This is a genomic window from Flavobacterium sp. CFBP9031 (genome assembly GCF_034044945.1).
Classification (GTDB): Bacteria; Bacteroidota; Bacteroidia; order Flavobacteriales; family Flavobacteriaceae; genus Flavobacterium.
On record NZ_JAXCWF010000006.1, the window covers coordinates 42,496 to 61,018 of the forward strand.

Annotated in this window: 25 protein-coding genes; 14 read left to right on the forward strand and 11 right to left on the reverse strand. The window is 31.4% G+C overall.

Going from position 1 to position 18,523, the window contains the following annotated elements; all coding sequences use genetic code 11:
- The first annotated feature begins 4 nt into the window (after positions 1 to 4).
- The 5 genes from SOM12_RS11555 to SOM12_RS24145 all read left to right on the forward strand — a co-directional run bounded on the left by SOM12_RS11555 (position 5) and on the right by SOM12_RS24145 (position 4,978).
- The gene (locus SOM12_RS11555) at positions 5 to 547 is read left to right on the forward strand and encodes a hypothetical protein (protein ID WP_095930245.1); all 543 of its coding nucleotides are present in this window, start codon (positions 5 to 7) and stop codon (positions 545 to 547) included.
- Between the two features lie 43 nt (positions 548 to 590).
- On the forward strand, positions 591 to 1,655 hold the full coding sequence (locus SOM12_RS11560) for an ankyrin repeat domain-containing protein (protein ID WP_320493521.1): 1,065 nt from the start codon (positions 591 to 593) through the stop codon (positions 1,653 to 1,655).
- 60 nt (positions 1,656 to 1,715) lie between these two features.
- Positions 1,716 to 2,468, forward strand: coding sequence for a hypothetical protein (locus SOM12_RS11565; RefSeq protein WP_320493522.1), 753 nt, complete (start codon positions 1,716 to 1,718; stop codon positions 2,466 to 2,468).
- A gap of 27 nt (positions 2,469 to 2,495) precedes the next feature.
- On the forward strand, positions 2,496 to 3,539 hold the full coding sequence (locus SOM12_RS11570; RefSeq protein WP_320493523.1) for an XAC2610-related protein: 1,044 nt from the start codon (positions 2,496 to 2,498) through the stop codon (positions 3,537 to 3,539).
- A 72-nt stretch (positions 3,540 to 3,611) separates the two neighbouring features.
- Positions 3,612 to 4,978, forward strand: a protein-coding gene (locus SOM12_RS24145; RefSeq protein ID WP_414655674.1) for an IS3 family transposase whose coding sequence is annotated in 2 segments (ribosomal slippage) — positions 3,612 to 4,080 and positions 4,080 to 4,978 — 1,368 coding nt in all. Because the reading frame shifts where the segments join, the coding sequence is not laid out codon by codon here.
- Positions 4,979 to 5,162: 184 nt separating this feature from the next.
- Here the strand turns inward: SOM12_RS24145 and SOM12_RS11585 are convergent.
- Positions 5,163 to 5,390 carry a hypothetical protein gene (locus tag SOM12_RS11585; protein WP_095931209.1) on the reverse strand — a complete coding sequence of 76 codons (228 nt, stop codon included), beginning with the start codon at positions 5,388 to 5,390 and terminating at the stop codon, positions 5,163 to 5,165.
- A 154-nt stretch (positions 5,391 to 5,544) separates the two neighbouring features.
- Here SOM12_RS11585 and SOM12_RS11590 point away from each other — a divergent pair, with 154 nt between their 5' ends.
- A complete protein-coding gene (locus tag SOM12_RS11590) occupies positions 5,545 to 6,102 on the forward strand; it encodes a hypothetical protein (protein WP_095931210.1) in 558 nt (185 codons plus the stop codon).
- A 45-nt stretch (positions 6,103 to 6,147) separates the two neighbouring features.
- Here SOM12_RS11590 and SOM12_RS11595 read toward each other — a convergent pair whose 3' ends face one another.
- The 3 genes from SOM12_RS11595 to SOM12_RS11605 are packed head-to-tail and all read right to left on the reverse strand — an operon-like array spanning position 6,148 to position 7,575.
- The gene (locus SOM12_RS11595) at positions 6,148 to 6,828 is read right to left on the reverse strand and encodes a DUF2268 domain-containing putative Zn-dependent protease (protein ID WP_320493525.1); all 681 of its coding nucleotides are present in this window, start codon (positions 6,826 to 6,828) and stop codon (positions 6,148 to 6,150) included.
- Positions 6,822 to 7,076, reverse strand: coding sequence for a hypothetical protein (locus SOM12_RS11600; protein WP_320493526.1), 255 nt, complete (start codon positions 7,074 to 7,076; stop codon positions 6,822 to 6,824). Before SOM12_RS11600 ends, SOM12_RS11595 begins: the two co-directional genes overlap by 7 nt.
- Before the next feature lie 19 nt (positions 7,077 to 7,095).
- Entirely contained in the window at positions 7,096 to 7,575 is a 480-nt protein-coding gene (locus SOM12_RS11605; RefSeq protein ID WP_095931212.1) for a hypothetical protein, read from the reverse strand.
- Between the two features lie 144 nt (positions 7,576 to 7,719).
- Here SOM12_RS11605 and SOM12_RS11610 point away from each other — a divergent pair, with 144 nt between their 5' ends.
- Positions 7,720 to 8,301: an HD domain-containing protein gene (locus SOM12_RS11610; protein WP_320493527.1), complete on the forward strand. Its 582-nt coding sequence runs from the start codon at positions 7,720 to 7,722 to the stop codon at positions 8,299 to 8,301.
- Between the two features lie 21 nt (positions 8,302 to 8,322).
- Here SOM12_RS11610 and SOM12_RS11615 read toward each other — a convergent pair whose 3' ends face one another.
- The 5 genes from SOM12_RS11615 to SOM12_RS11635 all read right to left on the reverse strand — a co-directional run bounded on the left by SOM12_RS11615 (position 8,323) and on the right by SOM12_RS11635 (position 12,549).
- A complete protein-coding gene (locus SOM12_RS11615) occupies positions 8,323 to 9,354 on the reverse strand; it encodes an alginate O-acetyltransferase AlgX-related protein (RefSeq protein WP_320493528.1) in 1,032 nt (343 codons plus the stop codon).
- A gap of 4 nt (positions 9,355 to 9,358) precedes the next feature.
- Positions 9,359 to 10,795, reverse strand: a complete 1,437-nt coding sequence (locus SOM12_RS11620; protein WP_320493529.1) for an MBOAT family O-acyltransferase — start codon at positions 10,793 to 10,795, stop codon at positions 9,359 to 9,361.
- A 93-nt stretch (positions 10,796 to 10,888) separates the two neighbouring features.
- Positions 10,889 to 11,425: an endonuclease V gene (locus SOM12_RS11625; RefSeq protein ID WP_320493530.1), complete on the reverse strand. Its 537-nt coding sequence runs from the start codon at positions 11,423 to 11,425 to the stop codon at positions 10,889 to 10,891.
- Positions 11,426 to 11,440: 15 nt separating this feature from the next.
- Positions 11,441 to 12,013 carry a hypothetical protein gene (locus SOM12_RS11630; RefSeq protein ID WP_320493531.1) on the reverse strand — a complete coding sequence of 191 codons (573 nt, stop codon included), beginning with the start codon at positions 12,011 to 12,013 and terminating at the stop codon, positions 11,441 to 11,443.
- A gap of 14 nt (positions 12,014 to 12,027) precedes the next feature.
- Complete coding sequence (locus tag SOM12_RS11635) at positions 12,028 to 12,549, reverse strand: hypothetical protein (protein WP_320493532.1); 522 nt, start codon at positions 12,547 to 12,549, stop codon at positions 12,028 to 12,030.
- Between the two features lie 216 nt (positions 12,550 to 12,765).
- Here SOM12_RS11635 and SOM12_RS11640 point away from each other — a divergent pair, with 216 nt between their 5' ends.
- The 7 genes from SOM12_RS11640 (at position 12,766) to map (ending at position 17,480) form a co-directional block, all read left to right on the forward strand.
- Positions 12,766 to 13,608, forward strand: coding sequence for a chromate resistance protein ChrB domain-containing protein (locus SOM12_RS11640; protein ID WP_320493533.1), 843 nt, complete (start codon positions 12,766 to 12,768; stop codon positions 13,606 to 13,608).
- Positions 13,609 to 13,691: 83 nt separating this feature from the next.
- A complete protein-coding gene (locus SOM12_RS11645; protein ID WP_320493534.1) occupies positions 13,692 to 14,189 on the forward strand; it encodes a hypothetical protein in 498 nt (165 codons plus the stop codon).
- 75 nt (positions 14,190 to 14,264) lie between these two features.
- A complete protein-coding gene (locus tag SOM12_RS11650; RefSeq protein ID WP_320493535.1) occupies positions 14,265 to 14,660 on the forward strand; it encodes a VOC family protein in 396 nt (131 codons plus the stop codon).
- A gap of 39 nt (positions 14,661 to 14,699) precedes the next feature.
- Positions 14,700 to 15,158: a GNAT family N-acetyltransferase gene (locus SOM12_RS11655; RefSeq protein WP_320493536.1), complete on the forward strand. Its 459-nt coding sequence runs from the start codon at positions 14,700 to 14,702 to the stop codon at positions 15,156 to 15,158.
- Between the two features lie 54 nt (positions 15,159 to 15,212).
- A complete protein-coding gene (locus SOM12_RS11660) occupies positions 15,213 to 15,782 on the forward strand; it encodes a Crp/Fnr family transcriptional regulator (protein WP_320493537.1) in 570 nt (189 codons plus the stop codon).
- 80 nt (positions 15,783 to 15,862) lie between these two features.
- A complete protein-coding gene (locus SOM12_RS11665) occupies positions 15,863 to 16,600 on the forward strand; it encodes an SDR family oxidoreductase (protein ID WP_320493538.1) in 738 nt (245 codons plus the stop codon).
- A gap of 115 nt (positions 16,601 to 16,715) precedes the next feature.
- Positions 16,716 to 17,480, forward strand: a complete 765-nt coding sequence (gene map / locus SOM12_RS11670) for a type I methionyl aminopeptidase (RefSeq protein ID WP_320493539.1) — start codon at positions 16,716 to 16,718, stop codon at positions 17,478 to 17,480.
- Positions 17,481 to 17,530: 50 nt separating this feature from the next.
- Here the strand turns inward: map and SOM12_RS11675 are convergent, their stop codons facing one another.
- Both SOM12_RS11675 and SOM12_RS11680 read right to left on the reverse strand, forming a co-directional pair.
- Complete coding sequence (locus SOM12_RS11675) at positions 17,531 to 17,950, reverse strand: serine O-acetyltransferase (RefSeq protein WP_253251860.1); 420 nt, start codon at positions 17,948 to 17,950, stop codon at positions 17,531 to 17,533.
- 168 nt (positions 17,951 to 18,118) lie between these two features.
- Positions 18,119 to 18,517 carry a VOC family protein gene (locus SOM12_RS11680; RefSeq protein ID WP_095931222.1) on the reverse strand — a complete coding sequence of 133 codons (399 nt, stop codon included), beginning with the start codon at positions 18,515 to 18,517 and terminating at the stop codon, positions 18,119 to 18,121.
- Positions 18,518 to 18,523: the final 6 nt, after the last annotated feature.

Consider the following 18,523-nt stretch of genomic DNA (forward strand, 5'->3'; position numbering starts at 1 on the left):
ACAAATGAAAAAAATCTTAAATGCCACGACTCTATTTTTAGTATTAATTGCCTCGAGCATAGTTTCTACATCTTGCACCAACCTTTCGCCAGAAAAAACCTTTGAAATTGCTGCTTTAAATTCGAATTTATTGTCTCGTTTTGGAAGCAAAGAAATCAATGAAAAACTGCAATCGGAAGCACAAGTTTATGATGAGAGTCAAAAAAAGATGGTTCCTTCTTCTTACTACGATGCTTTTAAATATGATATTACCAATCTAGAAATACGTTTTCAAACTATTAAAGATATTGCTGAAGACGATGATAACAAAGAACTTCTTCAGGCTTCAAAAGATTTATTTTCTTATGCAATCGCCAAACAAAAAGAAGGTTATTTGCCGATTGCTAAACTAAAAGACGAAAAAGCTTCGCCAGAGCAAATACAAAAAGCAATCTCAGATTTTGACACCTCAACTCAAAGTGAAATTGATGCAAAATTTACAAAACTGATGAATGCAGCAAAAGCATATGTTGAAAAGCATAACATTAATGCTAAAATTGGGGTCTGAAATCAAATCTCTTGACAAATGATTTTAAAAAGGAACAAAAAGAATGGGAAAGAAAAAGAAAACGCTTCCGAAAAATTTTAATGAATTAATCGAGAAGAAAGACATTGAAGGTTTGAAAGCTGTATTTGACACCTGCGAATTGGACGCAAGAGGCGGTTACGGAAAAACAACCGCGTTAAGCTTTTGGGGTATTCCCGATGAGCTTATAGTCTGGCTAGTAGAAAATGGCGCAGATATAGAAGCGGTTGATACTTATAACCGTACTGCATTGCATCAAAACGCGATGATACGAACTGGTAAGGTTTCAACTTTATTAGCACTCGGTGCCAATATACATGCAAGAGATAATTATGGAGATACGCCTTTGCATTTTGCAAGTGGAAGTGGCTTTAATGTTGATGCTGTCCAAAAACTGATAGCATCTGGAGCAGATACCAATGCATTGAATACCTACAAACAAACTCCTTTGGAACGTGCTTTGGTTAGAGCAAATAACATCGACCTTAAAAACTTGGCCGAAATATCAAAAATACTTTTAAAATCTGATGTCGAAATAACTCAAACCATGAAAGATGCTGTTGTTCGAAGGGGAGAAGATTTTGAATTTCATAGGGAAAATTTCAACAAAGATTATTTGGAAGAGACAGACCATGCATTAAAGCAACTTTATGAAATGTATAATGTTCCGCCTGTAAAAAGACGTATTCTACACGACGGTGTCTCTCCTATTTCTGTAACTGGTACAACCTGGGAAAAGCAATTCGAAGAACTATGGGAACTTTTAATACCGTCAAAGGGCAGTTCAAAAACCATACAAGGCGAAGTCGTGCGCATTTCAGGAAAAGTACGCGATGAAATATATAGAAATGGCGGTGGAAATTGGAATATCGATTTTAAAAAAATGTTAGATGCCTTTTTTATCCATTTGTCCTCAAATAATTCATTGTCTGATAACGAATTGGCAAAAGTAGCTTTAATTATAAAAGATGTTCGCAAAAATGGAGACGCAGAAATCGATGAGCTTAATTTTTTATGCGAACTCGCAACTAAATGGGTTCTTGCCAATACGACACCGATTTTGCTAAGCGAACCAAATTACAAAAGATAAGATTACAAAACATTTTGAACGATACAAGAGTGTTTTTTTTATGAAATCTAAAAAACTATTATGATTAGAAATTTACTTATTACAGTCCTTATTTTACTATTTACTGGATTTTCAAGTTGCAACAAAACCAAAGAAAAAACAGCATCTTCTCAGGTTACAGAAATTCCAACTGTTCCAGAAGTTTTTGAAAAAGATACAGCTTCAATCGAAATAAAGAAAAAACCTGAAGATTTTATTCCGAAAGGATATGTTCCTTTTGATACCATTAAAGGAGATTTTAATAAAGACGGACTGGAAGATTATATTCTGATCATTAAAGGAACTGATAAAAGTAAAATCATTCAGCACGAATATCGTGGAGAACTAGACCGAAACCGCAGAGGAATTATTGCTCTATTAAACAAAAATAATGGCTACGTACTGGCTGCTAAAAACTATGACTGCTTTTCTTCTGAAAATGAAGAAGGCGGTGTTTATTATGCTCCCGAACTTGACTTTGAAATAAAAGACGGAAAATTATACATAAACTATGCTCATGGAAGATACGGTTATTGGCAGTATACTTTTAGATATCAAAATTCAGATTTTGAACTAATTGGTTATGATGCCAGCAGTAATCGAGGACCAATTGTTCTTACAGAAACCAGCATCAATTTTCTGACTCGAAAAAAGATTGTAAATCATAACATCAATGAAAACACCTATGATGATGATGAAATTTTTGAAAAAAGCGAAAGTAAAATTAAAAGAACAAAACTTCTTAAATTATCTGAAATTAAAGATTTTGATGAACTTCATCTTTTTGATGAATAATTTCACGAACCTTATTCTGAATACAATATGAAAATAAAGTTTTACTTCGTCTTTTTTCTACTTGCGCAAACCTATATTTTAAATGCTCAAAAAGCTTATGTCGTTAATGATTTCTTGAAAGGCCATACTTTGTATTTTGCCAAACAAACTAAGAATTCGAAAACAGAAGAATATTATCGGCTTACAGAGAATCAAACAAAGAAAACGGTACTCGAATATGGTTCTAAGCAACTTTCTAAATCGGAACTAAGCAAAACAGCCAAAATCACGACATTCAAAAGTATTCCTGAATGTAATATTCGCGTTTTAGGAGATGTCAACTTTGACGGACGTACCGACGTTATCCTTTTTAACAACGAGAAAAATGACGACGAAGGTTGTTATACACCGCAAGCAACAGCGTATATATTTATTAATATGTCAAATTCTTTTGTGTTAAGCAATAGTATTAGCGACTTGTATTACAATTCCTTTTGTGTAAGAGGTGGAGGATTTGAAATTGATGCTAAAAACAAACGTCTTATAACCTCAAGCAGCGGCGGTGCAGCCCTTCATGTTTGTTCCTATTATAGCGTTTCTGGTTTGGAAGCTAAAGAAGAATGCACTTTTGAGGAAGATGGATATTCTTTTCCGTTTCTAAAAATAACTGGCAAAAAGCGAAAAGGTGGTGATTTCATCTCTTTTTCTACTTTATCTGTATACGAGCCTAACCTAGAGAAAGTAGTTTCTTTTGATACTAAAAATGGTAAGGGGCGCATAATTTTATTTAAACATAACGGTATTTTGTATTACGCATTTCGCCAAAATGATGAATATAAATTTGTTTCGTTTGCCCACCCATCAACTCCTGAAAAAGCAGATAAAGCAGGGTTTAAACTTCGAAAACAAAATACAGTTTACGAATTGGAATTTAATAGTGGGAATATAAAATATATAATTTATGAAAGAGCCACAGACATTGGAATCAAAATTTACGTAAACGGAAAACTATCTGATTGGCAGGGAACTTCTAAAGAAGGAAGCTTGTCTGTCTTATCAAACAGTACTTTCAAAAATATGGTTAAAGAATAAAATTGCTTTAATAAAAAAGAGCTGCGTTTTGAACTGCCCCCAAAAAGTTAGACACTATTTGGGGGCATTTTTATGGAAAGAAAAGTCAAGTACAATTGTGAATTTAAACTTCGTTGTGTAGAAGAAGTTATGAAAAGGCATAACTCGGTTAAAGGCACAGCTAGAGCAAACAAGATAGCTGAAAGCAACCTTACATGCTGGATTAGCCGCTATAATGAATTTGGAATTGAAGGTCTTTTACCAAGGCAGAAAAATAAAGTTTATACTGTAGACTTTAAATTAAAAGTGATACAAACCATTCAAAATAAGTCATTATCTTTGGATGAAGCCTGCTTGATTTTCAAAATTCCAGCGCAGTCAACCATAATAAGCTGGCAAAGAAAATATGCAAAAGATGATTTGGCAGGCTTAGAACTTAAATCACGTGGCAGACCAGCAGTTATGAATTTTAAGAGAAAGCAACGAAAAACAGACAAACCTTTAACCAGGGAAGAGGAACTCTTAAAGGAGTTAGAGTACCTGCGCGCTGAGAACGAAATTCTAAAAAAGTTCAACGCCTTAGTTCAAGCCGAGCAAGCCAATCAAAACAAAAAGCTCAAACCATAATGGAATTAAGGCATAAGTATGATTTAGATCTTTTACTAAATTGTATGAACATGGTTAGAAGCACGTATTATTACTATGAAAAGAAAGGTCAGGTAATCGATAAATATCAAGAGATAAAAGATTTAATTAAACAGATTTACAATTATCATAAGGGCAGATTAGGATATAGACGTATTACTCTATTACTCAAAAAAGAGGGGATTTTAATTAATCACAAAACAGTGCTTCGATTGATGAAATTTTTAGGATTAAAAAGTCTAATCAGAATCAAGAAGTACAGATCGTATAAAGGAGAGCAGGGAAAGATAGCCCCTAATCTGCTACAGCGCAATTTTAAGGCTGATATACCTAACCAGAAATGGGCAACCGATGTCACTGAATTTAATGTTTCTGGCAATAAATTATACTTATCGCCGATAATCGATCTGTTTAATGGAGAGATAATCAGCTATGACTTATCGCAAAGACCAGTGTTTAATCAAGTTTTAAATATGCTTGAAAAAGCATTTAAAAAAATACCGGACAATACTAATCTGACTCTGCATTCTGACCAAGGATGGCAGTATCAAATGACACAATATCAGCATTTATTAAAGAAAAAAGGAATTATGCAAAGCATGTCCAGAAAAGGTAATTGTCTTGATAATGCAATAATTGAAAACTTCTTTGGAATATTAAAATCAGAGTTGTTTTATCTTAAAAAATACACTTCCATTAATCAATTGAAAAAAGAGATTATCGAGTATATAAATTATTATAATAATGACAGAATTAAACTTAATCTAAAAGGAATGAGCCCGATACAATATCGAGCTCATTATTATAAAACTTAATTATTAATTTGTCTAAACTTTTGGGTGCAGTCTAAAAGTCTCTTTTTTGTTTTTTTTAATCATTAACCTTATAATTTCTAGTCCGAAATTATAAATCCGTACTCCTGCATTATAAGCTCAGACCGATTTAAATCTTACTCCATATAATTTTGAGAAACATTTTTAAATCAATAAAATCAAAAGCTTATGAAGAAAATCTTTTTTGCAATCCTAATGCTGTCGGAATCAATTCTCCGTTGTCTATATAGCTATTAATTTTAGTTGCGATAGCATGATCACTCTTTAAGAAATCATTTTTAATTCGGTCTCCTGAAATAATATTTAACTCTTTTTCAGAATGTAGAATTTCCTCGACAGAAGGATATACAACTTCAGATATATTAAAACGAAAAATTATTTTTACTTCAGTCATTTTACTTTTACTTTCATCTTAGCGAAAATAGGAATTATAATGTTGATTTTTACAAATCGTCAATTATAGAATAGTTCCTATATTAGCAACAAAATGATTTACATTTATCTCACTTTTCAACTTAAATCTCAGATATAAATTTTAAACTTAAAAATTGGCGAAAAAATCAAACCGAGATTGGTATTTTATATTTATAGGAATTCTGATGTTGTATTTTGGGTTATCTAATAATGTGACATCCAAAAGAACAGAATTGCAAAAAATTACGGTAGAACTGGAAAACGACATCGCCAGTGCAAAGGGTAGAAGCACTGCCGATTATAAATTTTGGACAAAAACCTTTAAGAATCGATTTAATATTTTAAATGCAAGTGTTTCCAAAGACAAACAGGATGCTGTAGCAAATTTAAAAAAGGGCCAAAAGGTCAATTTATTAATCAAATCATCAGATTTTCAAAGTCTCTCTGAAGGCAAGAATGAAATTACGGTAATCGGCCTTAGTTTAAACGGAAATTCTTTAATGACACCAGATGAATTTTACCATAATCGAGAGTGGTATAAAATTCGACAAGGCCTATTTGCGCTCTTTTTAGGTTTTATGCTACTATTAAATGGTTTGGCAAAAATTCCCCAGAAGATCAATTATATTCTTATTGGAATTTTTATTGCAGCCATAGCCATTATGCGATTTTTTGAGATAGGTATATATTAATTTGTTTAAGTTTTAAGAGAAGAAATGGTTCTTTACCTAAGTGCGTTATTTAAAAAACGCATCAAAACTTTCTTTTTTAGATTTTTGATACTTTTCGATATAAGTATCTAGAAAACCGCTTTGCTGCAAGAATAGCAATGGATCTTTTATATTCAGAATTTCGTCAATTGCTTTCTGTTTGTCTTTTTGTTTATTGAAATAAGATTCTATTATTTTATAACCCATCCAATATCCCAAGTCATTTGGTCTATCATCTTTTTTGGTAGTTCCATACAGCCAATCTAGATAGTCTGTATTTTTTAACCTTGATACAAATTCTTCGCATAATTTACCTTTATGCTGCGCTCCATATTTATAAGAAAACGAATTAATTGATTCTCCTGAAATAAGTTCACCAATAAAATCTGCGCCACCTTCCATCAGGCACCATTTCAAAAGCATATCTTTACCAGTTATATTTTGCTGATAATGTATGAGTTCGTGAGCAATTAAGCCAGAAATTCCATCTAGATTTTGAAGCATTTCGGTTCCAACAATAACTCCCTCTGGAGCAGAAGTTCCACCTGAATTAAATCTTCCGTAAACAAAAAAAATAGGAGGGAATTTTGCCTTTGGATACCAATATTTCAATGCACTATAAATAGCTCTTACACGCTTTTCTTTAGAAGAAAGATCGTTTAAAACATTTCTTGTAAGTTCATACTCTGCTTTTCTTTTTTTTACCACTCTAAAAGAGAATCGGCATTGATTATTCTGTTTTCAGTAAAAGCTTTAACACCAGGAGAACCTTTCTGCATATATTCAACAAATGGATTTTCTTTTGATTTGTCCATTTTGTCGAAAGCGATCCAGAAATTTTCTGAATCTCTTGTTTCAAAAACAGCATCTAAAGGATTGTCTGAAAAGTTATTTTGTCCAAAAACGGGATTTTGGATATAAATCAAAGCAAATAGAAGAATAAACTTTAGTTTCATATGTTTCTTTAAGATTGGTTTATATTTTTCTAAAATTAAACACTTTAGAATAATATTCTTTCTTTTTATCTTCTACAATCAGCAAGCTATTAAAATATGTTATTTCAAATCGGCTGCTTTCTAAAAATAAATGTTTAAGTCTATAATTGTAGTTCAGTTCTTTTTTAATGACATTAATTATATTCAGAAATTCTTCTTTTTCAATTTTAAAGCATTCATCAATATCAATTGGTTTTCCTATGCTATAAATCACTTCAATACTATTATTTTGTCTTTTGAACAAATCCAAACAAAACTGATAAACAGCTACTTTTGGTATTAAAATGGTTTTTTCGTCGAAACGAAAATTATACGTAATTCTAAAATTGGCTTCATCTTCAAGCTGAACTCTAATTTTATTCATTTCATTTACCAAAATGACTGAATTTGCAAAAGTGTCAAATTTGTATTTGAAATTCTCCGATAAAATTTTTAAGTTTTCTATAATAGTTTCAGCCATTAAAACAGATTTAATTTTTCTTAATTTTCAATGCTAATATATAAATAAAACCTCGTTAATTTAATTTTAAACTTTAAACGATTGCAGATCTTTAGAAAAAGCAATACATTACAATAATATAAAAACCTATAATAGACAATAAAAATGAAAGAGCAAAAAGACTGGTCAATAGATGAAATTCAGAATGTTTGGAAGCTGGTTTCAAAACTTCATAACGGACAAAAATATGGCGGATTTAATGAGGATGAACAAGTTGAATATCTGAATCATATCGGCGGTGTTGTTTTTGAGATTATAAATGCTGCGCGATTTACAGAAAACATGAATGTTGATCTGGCAATTAAATGCGCGATGCTTCATGATACCATAGAAGATACCGAAATGAAATATGAAAAAGTGATCGACTTATTTGGCAGTCAGGTTGCATCTGGAGTTCTTGCTTTAACCAAAGATGATAAAATCAAAGATTCTTCAGAAAAAATGATGGATAGTTTAAGAAGAATCAAACAACAGCCCATAGAAGTTTGGGCAGTTAAAATGGCTGATAGAATTTCAAATCTATACGAACCACCTTTTTATTGGAATGATGATAAAAAACTAAAATACATTGCCGAAGCAGAAACTTTATACAATGAACTGAAAGACGGAAACGAATATTTAGCGAACCGATTGAAACTTAAAATAAATGAATATCATCGGTTTCTGAGTTCAAATCAATTCGTATAATAGAAAAACTCCGCAATTTCTTTATTGCGTATTAATTCTTTTCTTTATTTCATCTGCAATTAATTTTGCCGCTACAGGTGACCAATGGGTGTCAGCGAAATAATATATATCTTTTTTGCTTTCCATATTTTTTAACAATAGCTCTTTTGAATCTATATAAATATAATTCTTACTAAGTTTATTTAAGTTTTCAAAGAAAATCGGTTTTTCAAAATTCGTCTTATCTGCAATGTACGAATAATACATGTCGTATTTATCGGGCGCTGGCAATACAATTAATTTTACATTTCTCTGTTCAAGTTGTTTTGCTAAAAAATTCAATTTATTATTAAGACTTTCAACCTTTGCCATTGTATTATTTCTTTCTAGTGCATAAAGATCTCTATTGTAAAAAAGCAATTTACTCGAATTATTACTAAATAAATTATTGTTATTAAGTTCAAGATTAAATACTTCATTATTTGATAAATAATTCTTTTTAAAGAAAAACTTCGGAAATGTAAACGGAAAATTTAAAGTTGTTTTAGAAAATAATTCATAACGATAGCTTTCATGTTTTGAATGGTGATTCTTAATTAAACTATCAATTTCACTAACATATATTTTTTGCTCAATATCAGTATTTTCTGCGTTATAGATAATATTTCGCTCTATATTTTGAAGTATGACATAATCTATTTTATAGGTTGAAAAAAAATCTCCATTTATTAATTTTACGATGGTTTGAAATTGATTCTCAGCCCTAAAAGTATCAGCATTTAATACGCTGAAATGGTCTGCAAGCATATTGTTGTACCCAATAGATCCTCTATTGGAAAATGAATCTCCAATAGTTAAAATTTTAAACTCTTTATTTTGGGTTTCAGACAATAATTCAAATTTTACTTTACGATTAGAATCAAGAGCTTTCATATAACCTTTGTCGATATTGGGTATGTAACCTACACGTAATAGATCCGGATTTTCTGCATCAGAATAAAATGAAAATGTAACTATATATAAAACAAAAAAAGGCAGGGTAAATGGCAATGTTTTTAGAATAAACTTTTTCATAAACTTAAAATTGAAAATATATGAATTCTGATTCCTTTCCTCCAAACCAAAAAACTAAAATGATTAATATGTAATAGAAAGCATATCTAAAAACCGGTTTCCATTTTAACCCTAGAGAGGCAATAGCATATTCTTTTTCCCTTCCAAGCCATTCTATTAAAATGAATATTGTAAGTAAAATCAAGAGGTTCGTTGGTCTAATTGTTGGAATTGAGAAGACAGATCTTGAAAATATTTGGGAAACATACTGAAATGCGTGTCTCAAACTTTCTGCTCTAAAAAAGATCCATGCAAATACGGTTAAGCTAAATGTAATTGCAATAGATAGAAAATCCTTAAAACTTGGAAAAAGTCTTCCTTTTGCAACAATTTCTATATTATTCCTATTGGTATTAAACAATATTGAAGGCATAATAAACAAGGCGTTTAATAAACCCCAGAAAATAAAGGTCCAATTAGCTCCATGCCAAAATCCGCTTACGATAAAAATAATAAAGGTATTTCTAACTTTTATTAATGTGCTTACTTTACTTCCGCCTAACGGAATATAAAGATAATCACGAAACCAACTTGAAAGAGAAATATGCCAACGTCTCCAAAATTCAGCTATATCTCTTGAGAAATAAGGAAAGGCAAAATTCTTTAAAAGATCTATTCCGAAAAGACGAGCAGTTCCTAGGGCTATATCTGAATAACCTGAGAAGTCTCCATAAATTTGAAATGTAAAAAAGATTGCACCAAGTACATGATCACTTCCTGAATGACTTAACGAATTGTTGAAAATTTCATTTGCATATTTTGCGCATTGATCAGCGATTACTATCTTCTTAAATAATCCCCATAAAATTTGTCTTAAACCATCAACAGCATTATTGTAATTAAAAAAACGCTCTTTTTTTATTTGAGGAAGAAGATGAGTTGCACGTTCAATTGGCCCTGCTACCAATAATGGAAAGAAACTAACAAATAAAGAATAATCAATAAAATTCTTTTCTGCTTTAATGCGACCTTTATAAATGTCTATCACATAAGATAGTCCATGAAATGTATAAAAAGAAATACCAACTGGCAGAATAATTTTAAGCGTCCATAGATTGATTTCTAATCCTGTGTTTTTTAAAGCGTCGGCTAAAGACTCTACAAAGAAATTATAGTATTTAAATATCCCTAGAAAACCTAAATTGATTGATATGCTTAACCAGAACCAAAACTTTTTCCAATTCTGATTATCTGTATCAGCCATTTTAATTCCAGTAAAGTAATCTAGTAATGTTGAAAAAATAAGAAGAAATAGAAATCTATAATCCCAACAAGCATAAAAAAAATAACTCGAAACAAGTAAAAGAATATTTTGAAGCTTTAAACTTTTCTTGGCAAAACACCAATATAAAAGAAAGACAATCGGTAAAAAAATGGCAAAGTTTATAGAGTTAAAAAGCATGTGGTATTATAGATGTTTAATACATTTATTAATCAAAAAATGTTTTTAAAATATTTTTTTTGGCGAATATAGAAACTAACTTTTAAAATTACCTTAATGAGATTCTGTTTTTTTATTCAAGATTAAAACATTCTCCTTACTCAGTCTATCCAATTCTTTCAGCAAAGTTGGAAATCTAAACTCGCCGGCCATGCTTTCCACTTTTTTGTAGGCTTCATCCAAATTAATTCCGATAGAAGTTATGTATAGTGGTTTCTTGCTATCGCCTCTGAATAGGGCCTTTTTATTCTTTTCTATAGAAGCAAAATTGGTTTTGGCAACACCAATAATTGGAATTTCTTTATTCAGTTTTTCGTATAAATAACCGCCTAAACCGTATTTGTTTTCATCGTTTAAATAAACAAAACCATCAACTACTATAACCTCTATAGTTGACAAATCTATTTGTTTTAATAAGCTCAGAATACAAGGCAATTCTCTTTTGTAAAACTCTCCGGGTATATATTCTTCTACGTTATCTATTATTTCTGAATGAATTTTGAAGTTTTTGTCTTCGTTCCATTCGGCAAATTCAAGACAGATTGTTTTTGCTTTTTGGTCAAAATAATAGGTGTCAAAGGCTAAGATCATATGGGTATGGTATGTTTATTTTGAATTAATTTTCTGCAATTCGGCGTACATTTCATTTAAAAAAGACTGCTGTCTGGAATCGTCTTTAAAATAACGCTGATAAATAACACTGCAATTCTCTACATCAGCTATATTTTCTTTATTAAAAGACCAATCATCAGCATTTTTAATTGTTATTCCTAAATCATCATCGCAACTTTGCCAAAGTTCTGAGAATTTAGTTTTTTGATCCTCTCTCAATTTGCTGAAATCGGCAGTAACAGTGTAACCGCGCATTTCTGAATTAAAGAACTTATAAATCGATTTTATAGGAACACCGCCCCAAATTAGTTCTTTTCCTTCAGGAAATTCTATTGTAGTCAGTTTTTCTTCTTTTAGTTTATGATCTTGCTTTCCTTCTTTAAAAAACTGCTCTTCGTAAACCAATTTCGTTCCTGTTGGAACTGGAACTTTTTTTACAATTAAAGGTTCAGTAGTAATGAAATAGGGATAATCTGTAGCTGAGTTTCCACCTGTCGGGCTCATATTCATAACGCATCCTGTAACGATCAAAGCAAATAATGAGCTAAATGGTCTTAAGAATTTCATATTCAATAATTTTACTAGTGCCCTAAATAAGGAGCGGCCATCATTTCGGTCTTAATATATTTTTCAGAAACAGTATCTGTATCTATAGGTTTCATTTCACTTTTAACCTCTTTTAACCAGCCCTTTTTATCTGGAACATAACTTTCAGTTAATGCGCCACCATGATAGGGATCGTAATAGTTAACCGTAAGAATTAAAGTGTCTCCTTTTACTTTATAAAATCCCTCTCTCGCAATCTTACCTTTTATGGTAGCATATTTTTGAATATTTGCTACAGTAGATTTAGTATTCCCGAATGTAAAATCGTATTCAATCAATACATCATTTGGAGTTTGTTCGGACATTAAAGTATTCATGTTATTTTGGTAAACATCATAGACATGTCCTTTCAGTTTTATTTTTGCTATTCGCTGGCTTTCTTTAACGGTATTACTATAAGAAACAGGAACCGTTACCGTTTTTTTAATTTTCTTTTGTTGAGAATGTCCACTAAAAGCACCTAAAATCAAGGCAAATACAAGAAATATACTTTTCATGTTTTATAATAAATCGATTGACTGAAATCCTTTCTCTTTTAATTTAAAAAGATTTTTTTGAAGCTAATATAGGAAAAATCATCACTTAGCGATTGAAATAAATTACTTAACTTAAATAAACGATCTATTAAATTTAAAATCAGGTTTTTGAAAAATCCTAAAATATAATGTAGTTTAGCTAAAATTTAAAAAACATTCTTCAAATAGTATTTCAAAATGAAATGGATTACCAGAGAAAGGCCCAAAATAGATCGAATTGCCTGTCCGTGGCTGATTCGAAAATTTGTCGATCTTGAATCTGAATTTATTTATGTTCCTTTTAATGACGTTATAACCAAGGCAAAGGAACTTGGCGCCATTCCGTTTGATATTCCAGATGTTGAGTTTACTCATTATAATGAAGAAAGCACTTTTGATTATATAGTCAAAAAATATGAAATTAAAGATCCAGCAATTAAGATTATTGCAGGAATTGTACGCGGAGCTAATACCGATAGACATGAAATTGCTAAAGAATCTGCGGGACTTTGGGCCATTTCTGCTGGATTGGCTTATAATATTACCGATGATTACGAGCTATTAGAAAAAGGAATGCTTTTGTATGATGCCTTATACAGTTGGGCAACACATTTACATCAGCAAAATCATTTGCAGAATAGTCCATTTGAAAAACTATTGCATGAAGTGTATAATAAGTTTTTGAATGACAAAAAAACATTGGGCAAGACGCCATCTTGGGTAAAGGATTTAAAAAATATAATTCAAGATCAGATTGATACTCAGTTTACCTTTGATTTAAAGAAAATTTCGAGCGAATTAGATTTGAATCCGTCGTATTTGTCCAGAGAATTTTCAAAGCATTTTGAAGATTTGAATTTTGGCGAATATGTTAGAAAACTTCGTATTGAAAAAGCAATTCATCTCATCGAAAATTCCTCGAGTACTTTAACAGAAATAGCTTATATAACGGGCTTTTCAGATCAAAGTCATTTTACGAGAATTTTCAAACTTCACACAGGAAAAAATCCTTCTTCCTATAGAAAAAAAACAAAAAAGTAAACCAGATACAAAAGGTAAATTGGGTTCTATTTTTTGAAAACGAATGCTTCTAGCTTTGTTTATCGAATCAAAAACTAGAAACAATGTCATTTAAGCATATTTTATTTTTTACAGTACTACTTACAGGTTTTACGTCTTTTTCTCAAACTACATATCCTAAAATAGTGGGATATTTTGGTATTATGCATCCAATAGTTACGATTAATGAAGATGAAACTACTGTAAATTTTAGAGATTATTACGCTGTTGGTTTTCCTACTGGAATAAATATCTGGAAAAACGAAAAAATCGGATTCTCATTTGAAATCGTTCCCAACATAAAAGAGGATCAAGGAACGAGCAAAGTAACCAATTTGCTATTTCATCCAGGTGTTTTGGTCGCTTTAGGAAAAGGCTACACATTTGCTGGAAGAGCCGCTTTTGAAAGTGGTGGCAGATATGGTTTTACACCGGTTTTTAATAAAACAATTATAAAAAATACAAGCTGCAGTTACTACGTTGCTGTGCCATTGCCCGTTCGTTTTGGAAATGATCATCCTGCGAGTTTTACGGTAGGTTTTCAGTTTGGAATTGCTTTTTAAGGTTTTTAAGTAGAATTAAACCAAGTGTTTGCCAAATTAATTGATTAATTTAGTTATCAATAAAAACTTAAGCTTATGAAAACTAAAATGATATGGGCCAACTTGGTTTCGAGCGATATACAGAAAACAATTCAATTTTATTCTGCTCTTGGTTTTAAGCAAAACGGAGAAGAAACAAAAGAATTAGTTAGTTTTGTTTTTGGAGAAAATGATTTTGTTATCAATTTTTTCGCGCCAAAAAGATTAGAAAATGCTATAAAAGGAAAACTATCCAACACGGCTGTAGATAATGAAATTATATTTTCTTTGTCTGCAAATAGTGTAGAAGAAGTGGATCTTTGGCATCAGAAAATAAAAGAAATAAAGGGAACTGTTTTTTCTGAGCCTGAAAATTTTGAGGTCGGTTATACTTTTGGTTTTTCAGATCCAGACGGGCATAAATTTAATTTTCTATATTGGCCAGGAATGTAAATTTTAATCAAAAAACATCTTAATTCTAGAAACAAAATAATGCAAATAATAGAATACACATTTGGAGAATTTCTTATAACAACAGACAAATCTAAACTCGACATTACTGCAATACATGATTTTTTGTCTAAAGATTCTGGATGGAGCGATAATATTCCGTTAGAAAAAGTAAAAGTTTCAATGGACAATTCGCTGAATTTTGGGCTTTTTCATGGAGAAAAACAAATTGGTTTTGCTAGAATTATATCCGATTTTTCGACTATAGCGTATTTAGGAGATGTTTATGTTTTGGATGATTATCGCGGAAAAGGACTTTCTAAAGAAATGATGGACTGCATTATGTCACATCCTAATTTACAAGGCTTGAGACGATGGATTTTACTGACTTCTACTGCTGAATGGCTTTATAAAAAATATGGTTTTCAGAATGTTCCTAACCCAGAAGTTTACATGGAACTTTACAATCCAAATGTTTATAAGAACACTCAGAAAGTTTAATTCTTTTTGCCATATGGCAAATTCTCAATAAAAACTTATACTTAACTTTCGTGCATGAAAGAATTAGTTAATTATATATTGCAGTTTGGCAATTTGAATCAGCAGCAAATTGATTTGATTTTGACGAAAGCCAAAGAAAAAGAAATCAAGAAAGAGGAATATTTTTCTGAAGCTGGAAAAATAGCCACAGAAGTTGGATTTATCGTTGACGGAATAATGCGTGTTTGTTACTATAACAACAAAGGTGAGGAGATTACTAAATATTTTATCGATGAGAATAATCTGGTCGTAGACTTAGAAAGTTTTGACAATAATATTTGTTCCTCTGCTTATGTCCAAGCGGTTACAGATTGCAAAATCATTGTATTTTCTAAAGCTGAATGGCAAGAATTACTAGATACCATTGTAGGCTGGGACACGATTGTACATAAAATCATTTCGAAAGCATTAATTCAAAAAGTGGCTAGAAGAAGTCCGTTGGTTTCAGAAGATGCTACAACTCGTTATTTGTCATTTATGGAAATGTTTCCAAAAGTAATCAATAGAGTTCCACTTTCGTATCTCGCTTCTTATCTCGGAATAACACAATCGTCTTTGAGCAGGATTAGGAAAAACATCCGTTAAAATCGCTTTTTGCCATATGGCAAATGTTTTTATTTTTTATCCATGCAATTTTGCCTCAGATAATTTTAAAACATAAAAAAATGAAAATAGTATTAATTACGGGCGCAAATAGAAGTATTGGTTTAGAAACTGCTAAACAGCTCTCCAAGAAAGGATTATTTGTTTACTTAGGAACGCGTGATCTTGCAAAAGGAGAAGAAGTAGTAAAAGAATTGCATGAAAAAGGATTTCAAAACATTCAAGCTATTCAAATTGATGTCACAAATGCAGAAAGTGTTTTAGCAGCAAAAAATAGCATTGAAAAAGAAAAAGGCAAATTGGATATCCTGATCAATAACGCTGGAATTCTAGGCGATATTCCGCAAGATCCTTCTACGACTTCTATCAAAAACATTCAGAAGGTTTTTGATACGAATTTCTTCGGAGTTATAGCCGTTACACAGACTTTTCTTGAATTATTGAAAAAATCAGACAGTCCGAGAATCAGTAACATAACATCTGGACTTGGTTCTCTGACTTTGCACAGCGATCCAACTTGGAAATATTATGCAATTAAAGCCATTTCGTACGTTTCTTCCAAAACTGCTTTAAATGCCTTTACAGTTACTTTGGCTCATGAATTAAAAGAACTGCCATTCAAAGTAAACTCAATTGATCCAGGTTATACCGCAACCGATTTTAACCATCATAGCGGACCAGGAAGCGTAGAAAGCGCAGCTAGTTTTATAATAAAACACACTTTGCTAGATGAAAATGGACCAACAGGAAAATTCTTCAGTAATGATATTGAAGACGAAAGCGAAGAAAGTCCTTGGTAAAAGAAGAAAACCTTCCAAAATCATTGATTTTGGAAGGTTTTAGCATTATAATAACGATTCGTTCTAGAGAAAAGTAGTAAATTTAACCCGTTATTAATTTTTAAGAAACAAAACAATGTCCATTACAACTGAAGCAGAATTAGCAGGAATGAAAAAAATAAGTGAGGCTGTAGCTTTTACTTTAAAAGAAATGAGAAAATTTGCCAGACCTGGAATATCTACAAAAGAATTAGACGATTACGGCGGACAAATTTTAAATGATTTAGGAGCTAAATCTGCGCCTTATCTAACGTATGGATTTCCTGGTTGGACTTGTATTAGTGTTGATAATGAATTTTGCCACGGAATTCCTTCCGAAAAAAGAATTTTACAAGAAGGCGATTTAATAAATATAGACGTTTCTGCTGAATTAGACGGATTTTGGTCAGATAATGGAGGTTCTTTTGTAATTGGTTCAGATGTAAACGAACATCAAAAACTTGTCGATGCTTCTAAAGATATTTTGCATAAAGCGATTCACAATATAAAAGGCGGCGTTCGTATTTCTGATATTGGTTTTTTAATTGAGACAGAAGCAAAAAGACGCGGTTACAAAGTAATTAAAAACCTAACGGGACACGGAGTAGGGAGAAGTCTTCATGAAGCGCCACATGAAATTGCGAATTACAGAGATCGTTTTAATCAAACTAGATTTAAAAAAAATTCTGTTGTAGCAATTGAAACGTTCATTTCTACCGCTTCTACATATGCTGAAACCCTAAAAGATGGCTGGACAATGGTTGGAAATAAAGGCGGATTCATGGCACAACACGAACATACCATTGTTGTAACTGAAGGAAAACCCATTATCTTGACAGAAATGAATGAAATTTGGAATTAAGAAAAACATAAAATAAAAGCTCCATTAGAAATAATGGAGCTTTTGTGTTTTTAAACAGATTTATTCTGTTTATTAAATTCGTTAACTAAATTTTTATTTGCTTCAATTATCTTACTTGGATGTATCATATTTGGGTTGAATATAAAATCGTAATTCACGTCTTTTGGTTTAAACTTATTTACTCCAAAAGCTACACTATTGGGCGGAATATCTTTTGTGATAATAGAACCAGCGCCAATAACAGAATTCTCTCCAATTACTACTGGACCCAAAATTTTAGCTCCATCGGCAATTACAACATTTTTAGCAACAATAGGGCTTCCAACATTTTCCCATTCTTTACTAATTTTATTATACTTCAAATTGGCTCCGATAGAAACGTTTTGAAAAATTACTACATTTTCGCAAATTTTAGAAGCAACAATTGTACACCCGCGTCCGTGATGCGCAAACAAGACACTCTTGTCCATTTCAGCGCAATTGATTTCACAGCAATAGAGTTTTTCTAATAAATTGCCAGCAATCAGTTTTAAAAACCTATTTTTTGAATGACAGTTTATTTTAACTAATGTATTAAACATATTATTTTCCAGCTTTGGGAATAACTTCTAACTCATAATCCATAACTCACAACTCAATTAAGGTTCCCAAAGTTCAATTTTATTGCCTTCTGTGTCCATTATATGAACAAATTTTCCGTAATCGTACGTTTGAATGTCATCAAGAACAGTAACGCCGTTTGCTTTTAATTGCGTTACAAGTCCTTCAATATTTTGAACACGGTAATTGACCATAAAATCTTTCTTAGACGGAGAAAAATAGGCATCACCTTTCTTAAAAGGGCACCATTGCGTTGATTCGATTTGCTCTGGATTTTCAAGATTTCGAGACTCAAAACTTGCAGAACCCCAATCGTTTATTTCCAATCCTAAATTTTTAGCATACCAATCTTTTGTTTCTTTCGGATTGTCAAGAAAAAAGAAAATTCCGCCAATACCTGTGACTTTTGGCGTAATTTCATTTGAATTATTTTCCATATAAAT

Coding starts and splice junctions, on each gene's coding strand:
- SOM12_RS11625 (WP_320493530.1), bottom strand. CDS start 11,425: ATGATCTTAGCCTTTGACACCTATTATTTTGACCAAAAAGCAAAAACA.
- SOM12_RS11605 (WP_095931212.1), bottom strand. CDS start 7,575: ATGGCTGAAACTATTATAGAAAACTTAAAAATTTTATCGGAGAATTTC.
- map (WP_320493539.1), top strand. CDS start 16,716: ATGTCCATTACAACTGAAGCAGAATTAGCAGGAATGAAAAAAATAAGT.
- SOM12_RS11585 (WP_095931209.1), bottom strand. CDS start 5,390: ATGACTGAAGTAAAAATAATTTTTCGTTTTAATATATCTGAAGTTGTA.
- SOM12_RS11620 (WP_320493529.1), bottom strand. CDS start 10,795: ATGCTTTTTAACTCTATAAACTTTGCCATTTTTTTACCGATTGTCTTT.
- SOM12_RS11665 (WP_320493538.1), top strand. CDS start 15,863: ATGAAAATAGTATTAATTACGGGCGCAAATAGAAGTATTGGTTTAGAA.
- SOM12_RS11640 (WP_320493533.1), top strand. CDS start 12,766: ATGAAATGGATTACCAGAGAAAGGCCCAAAATAGATCGAATTGCCTGT.
- SOM12_RS11610 (WP_320493527.1), top strand. CDS start 7,720: ATGAAAGAGCAAAAAGACTGGTCAATAGATGAAATTCAGAATGTTTGG.
- SOM12_RS11680 (WP_095931222.1), bottom strand. CDS start 18,517: ATGGAAAATAATTCAAATGAAATTACGCCAAAAGTCACAGGTATTGGC.
- SOM12_RS11660 (WP_320493537.1), top strand. CDS start 15,213: ATGAAAGAATTAGTTAATTATATATTGCAGTTTGGCAATTTGAATCAG.
- SOM12_RS11555 (WP_095930245.1), top strand. CDS start 5: ATGAAAAAAATCTTAAATGCCACGACTCTATTTTTAGTATTAATTGCC.
- SOM12_RS11615 (WP_320493528.1), bottom strand. CDS start 9,354: ATGAAAAAGTTTATTCTAAAAACATTGCCATTTACCCTGCCTTTTTTT.
- SOM12_RS11565 (WP_320493522.1), top strand. CDS start 1,716: ATGATTAGAAATTTACTTATTACAGTCCTTATTTTACTATTTACTGGA.
- SOM12_RS11645 (WP_320493534.1), top strand. CDS start 13,692: ATGTCATTTAAGCATATTTTATTTTTTACAGTACTACTTACAGGTTTT.
- SOM12_RS11675 (WP_253251860.1), bottom strand. CDS start 17,950: ATGGACAAGAGTGTCTTGTTTGCGCATCACGGACGCGGGTGTACAATT.
- SOM12_RS11570 (WP_320493523.1), top strand. CDS start 2,496: ATGAAAATAAAGTTTTACTTCGTCTTTTTTCTACTTGCGCAAACCTAT.
- SOM12_RS11630 (WP_320493531.1), bottom strand. CDS start 12,013: ATGAAATTCTTAAGACCATTTAGCTCATTATTTGCTTTGATCGTTACA.
- SOM12_RS11635 (WP_320493532.1), bottom strand. CDS start 12,549: ATGAAAAGTATATTTCTTGTATTTGCCTTGATTTTAGGTGCTTTTAGT.
- SOM12_RS11600 (WP_320493526.1), bottom strand. CDS start 7,076: ATGAAACTAAAGTTTATTCTTCTATTTGCTTTGATTTATATCCAAAAT.
- SOM12_RS11560 (WP_320493521.1), top strand. CDS start 591: ATGGGAAAGAAAAAGAAAACGCTTCCGAAAAATTTTAATGAATTAATC.
- SOM12_RS11655 (WP_320493536.1), top strand. CDS start 14,700: ATGCAAATAATAGAATACACATTTGGAGAATTTCTTATAACAACAGAC.
- SOM12_RS11650 (WP_320493535.1), top strand. CDS start 14,265: ATGAAAACTAAAATGATATGGGCCAACTTGGTTTCGAGCGATATACAG.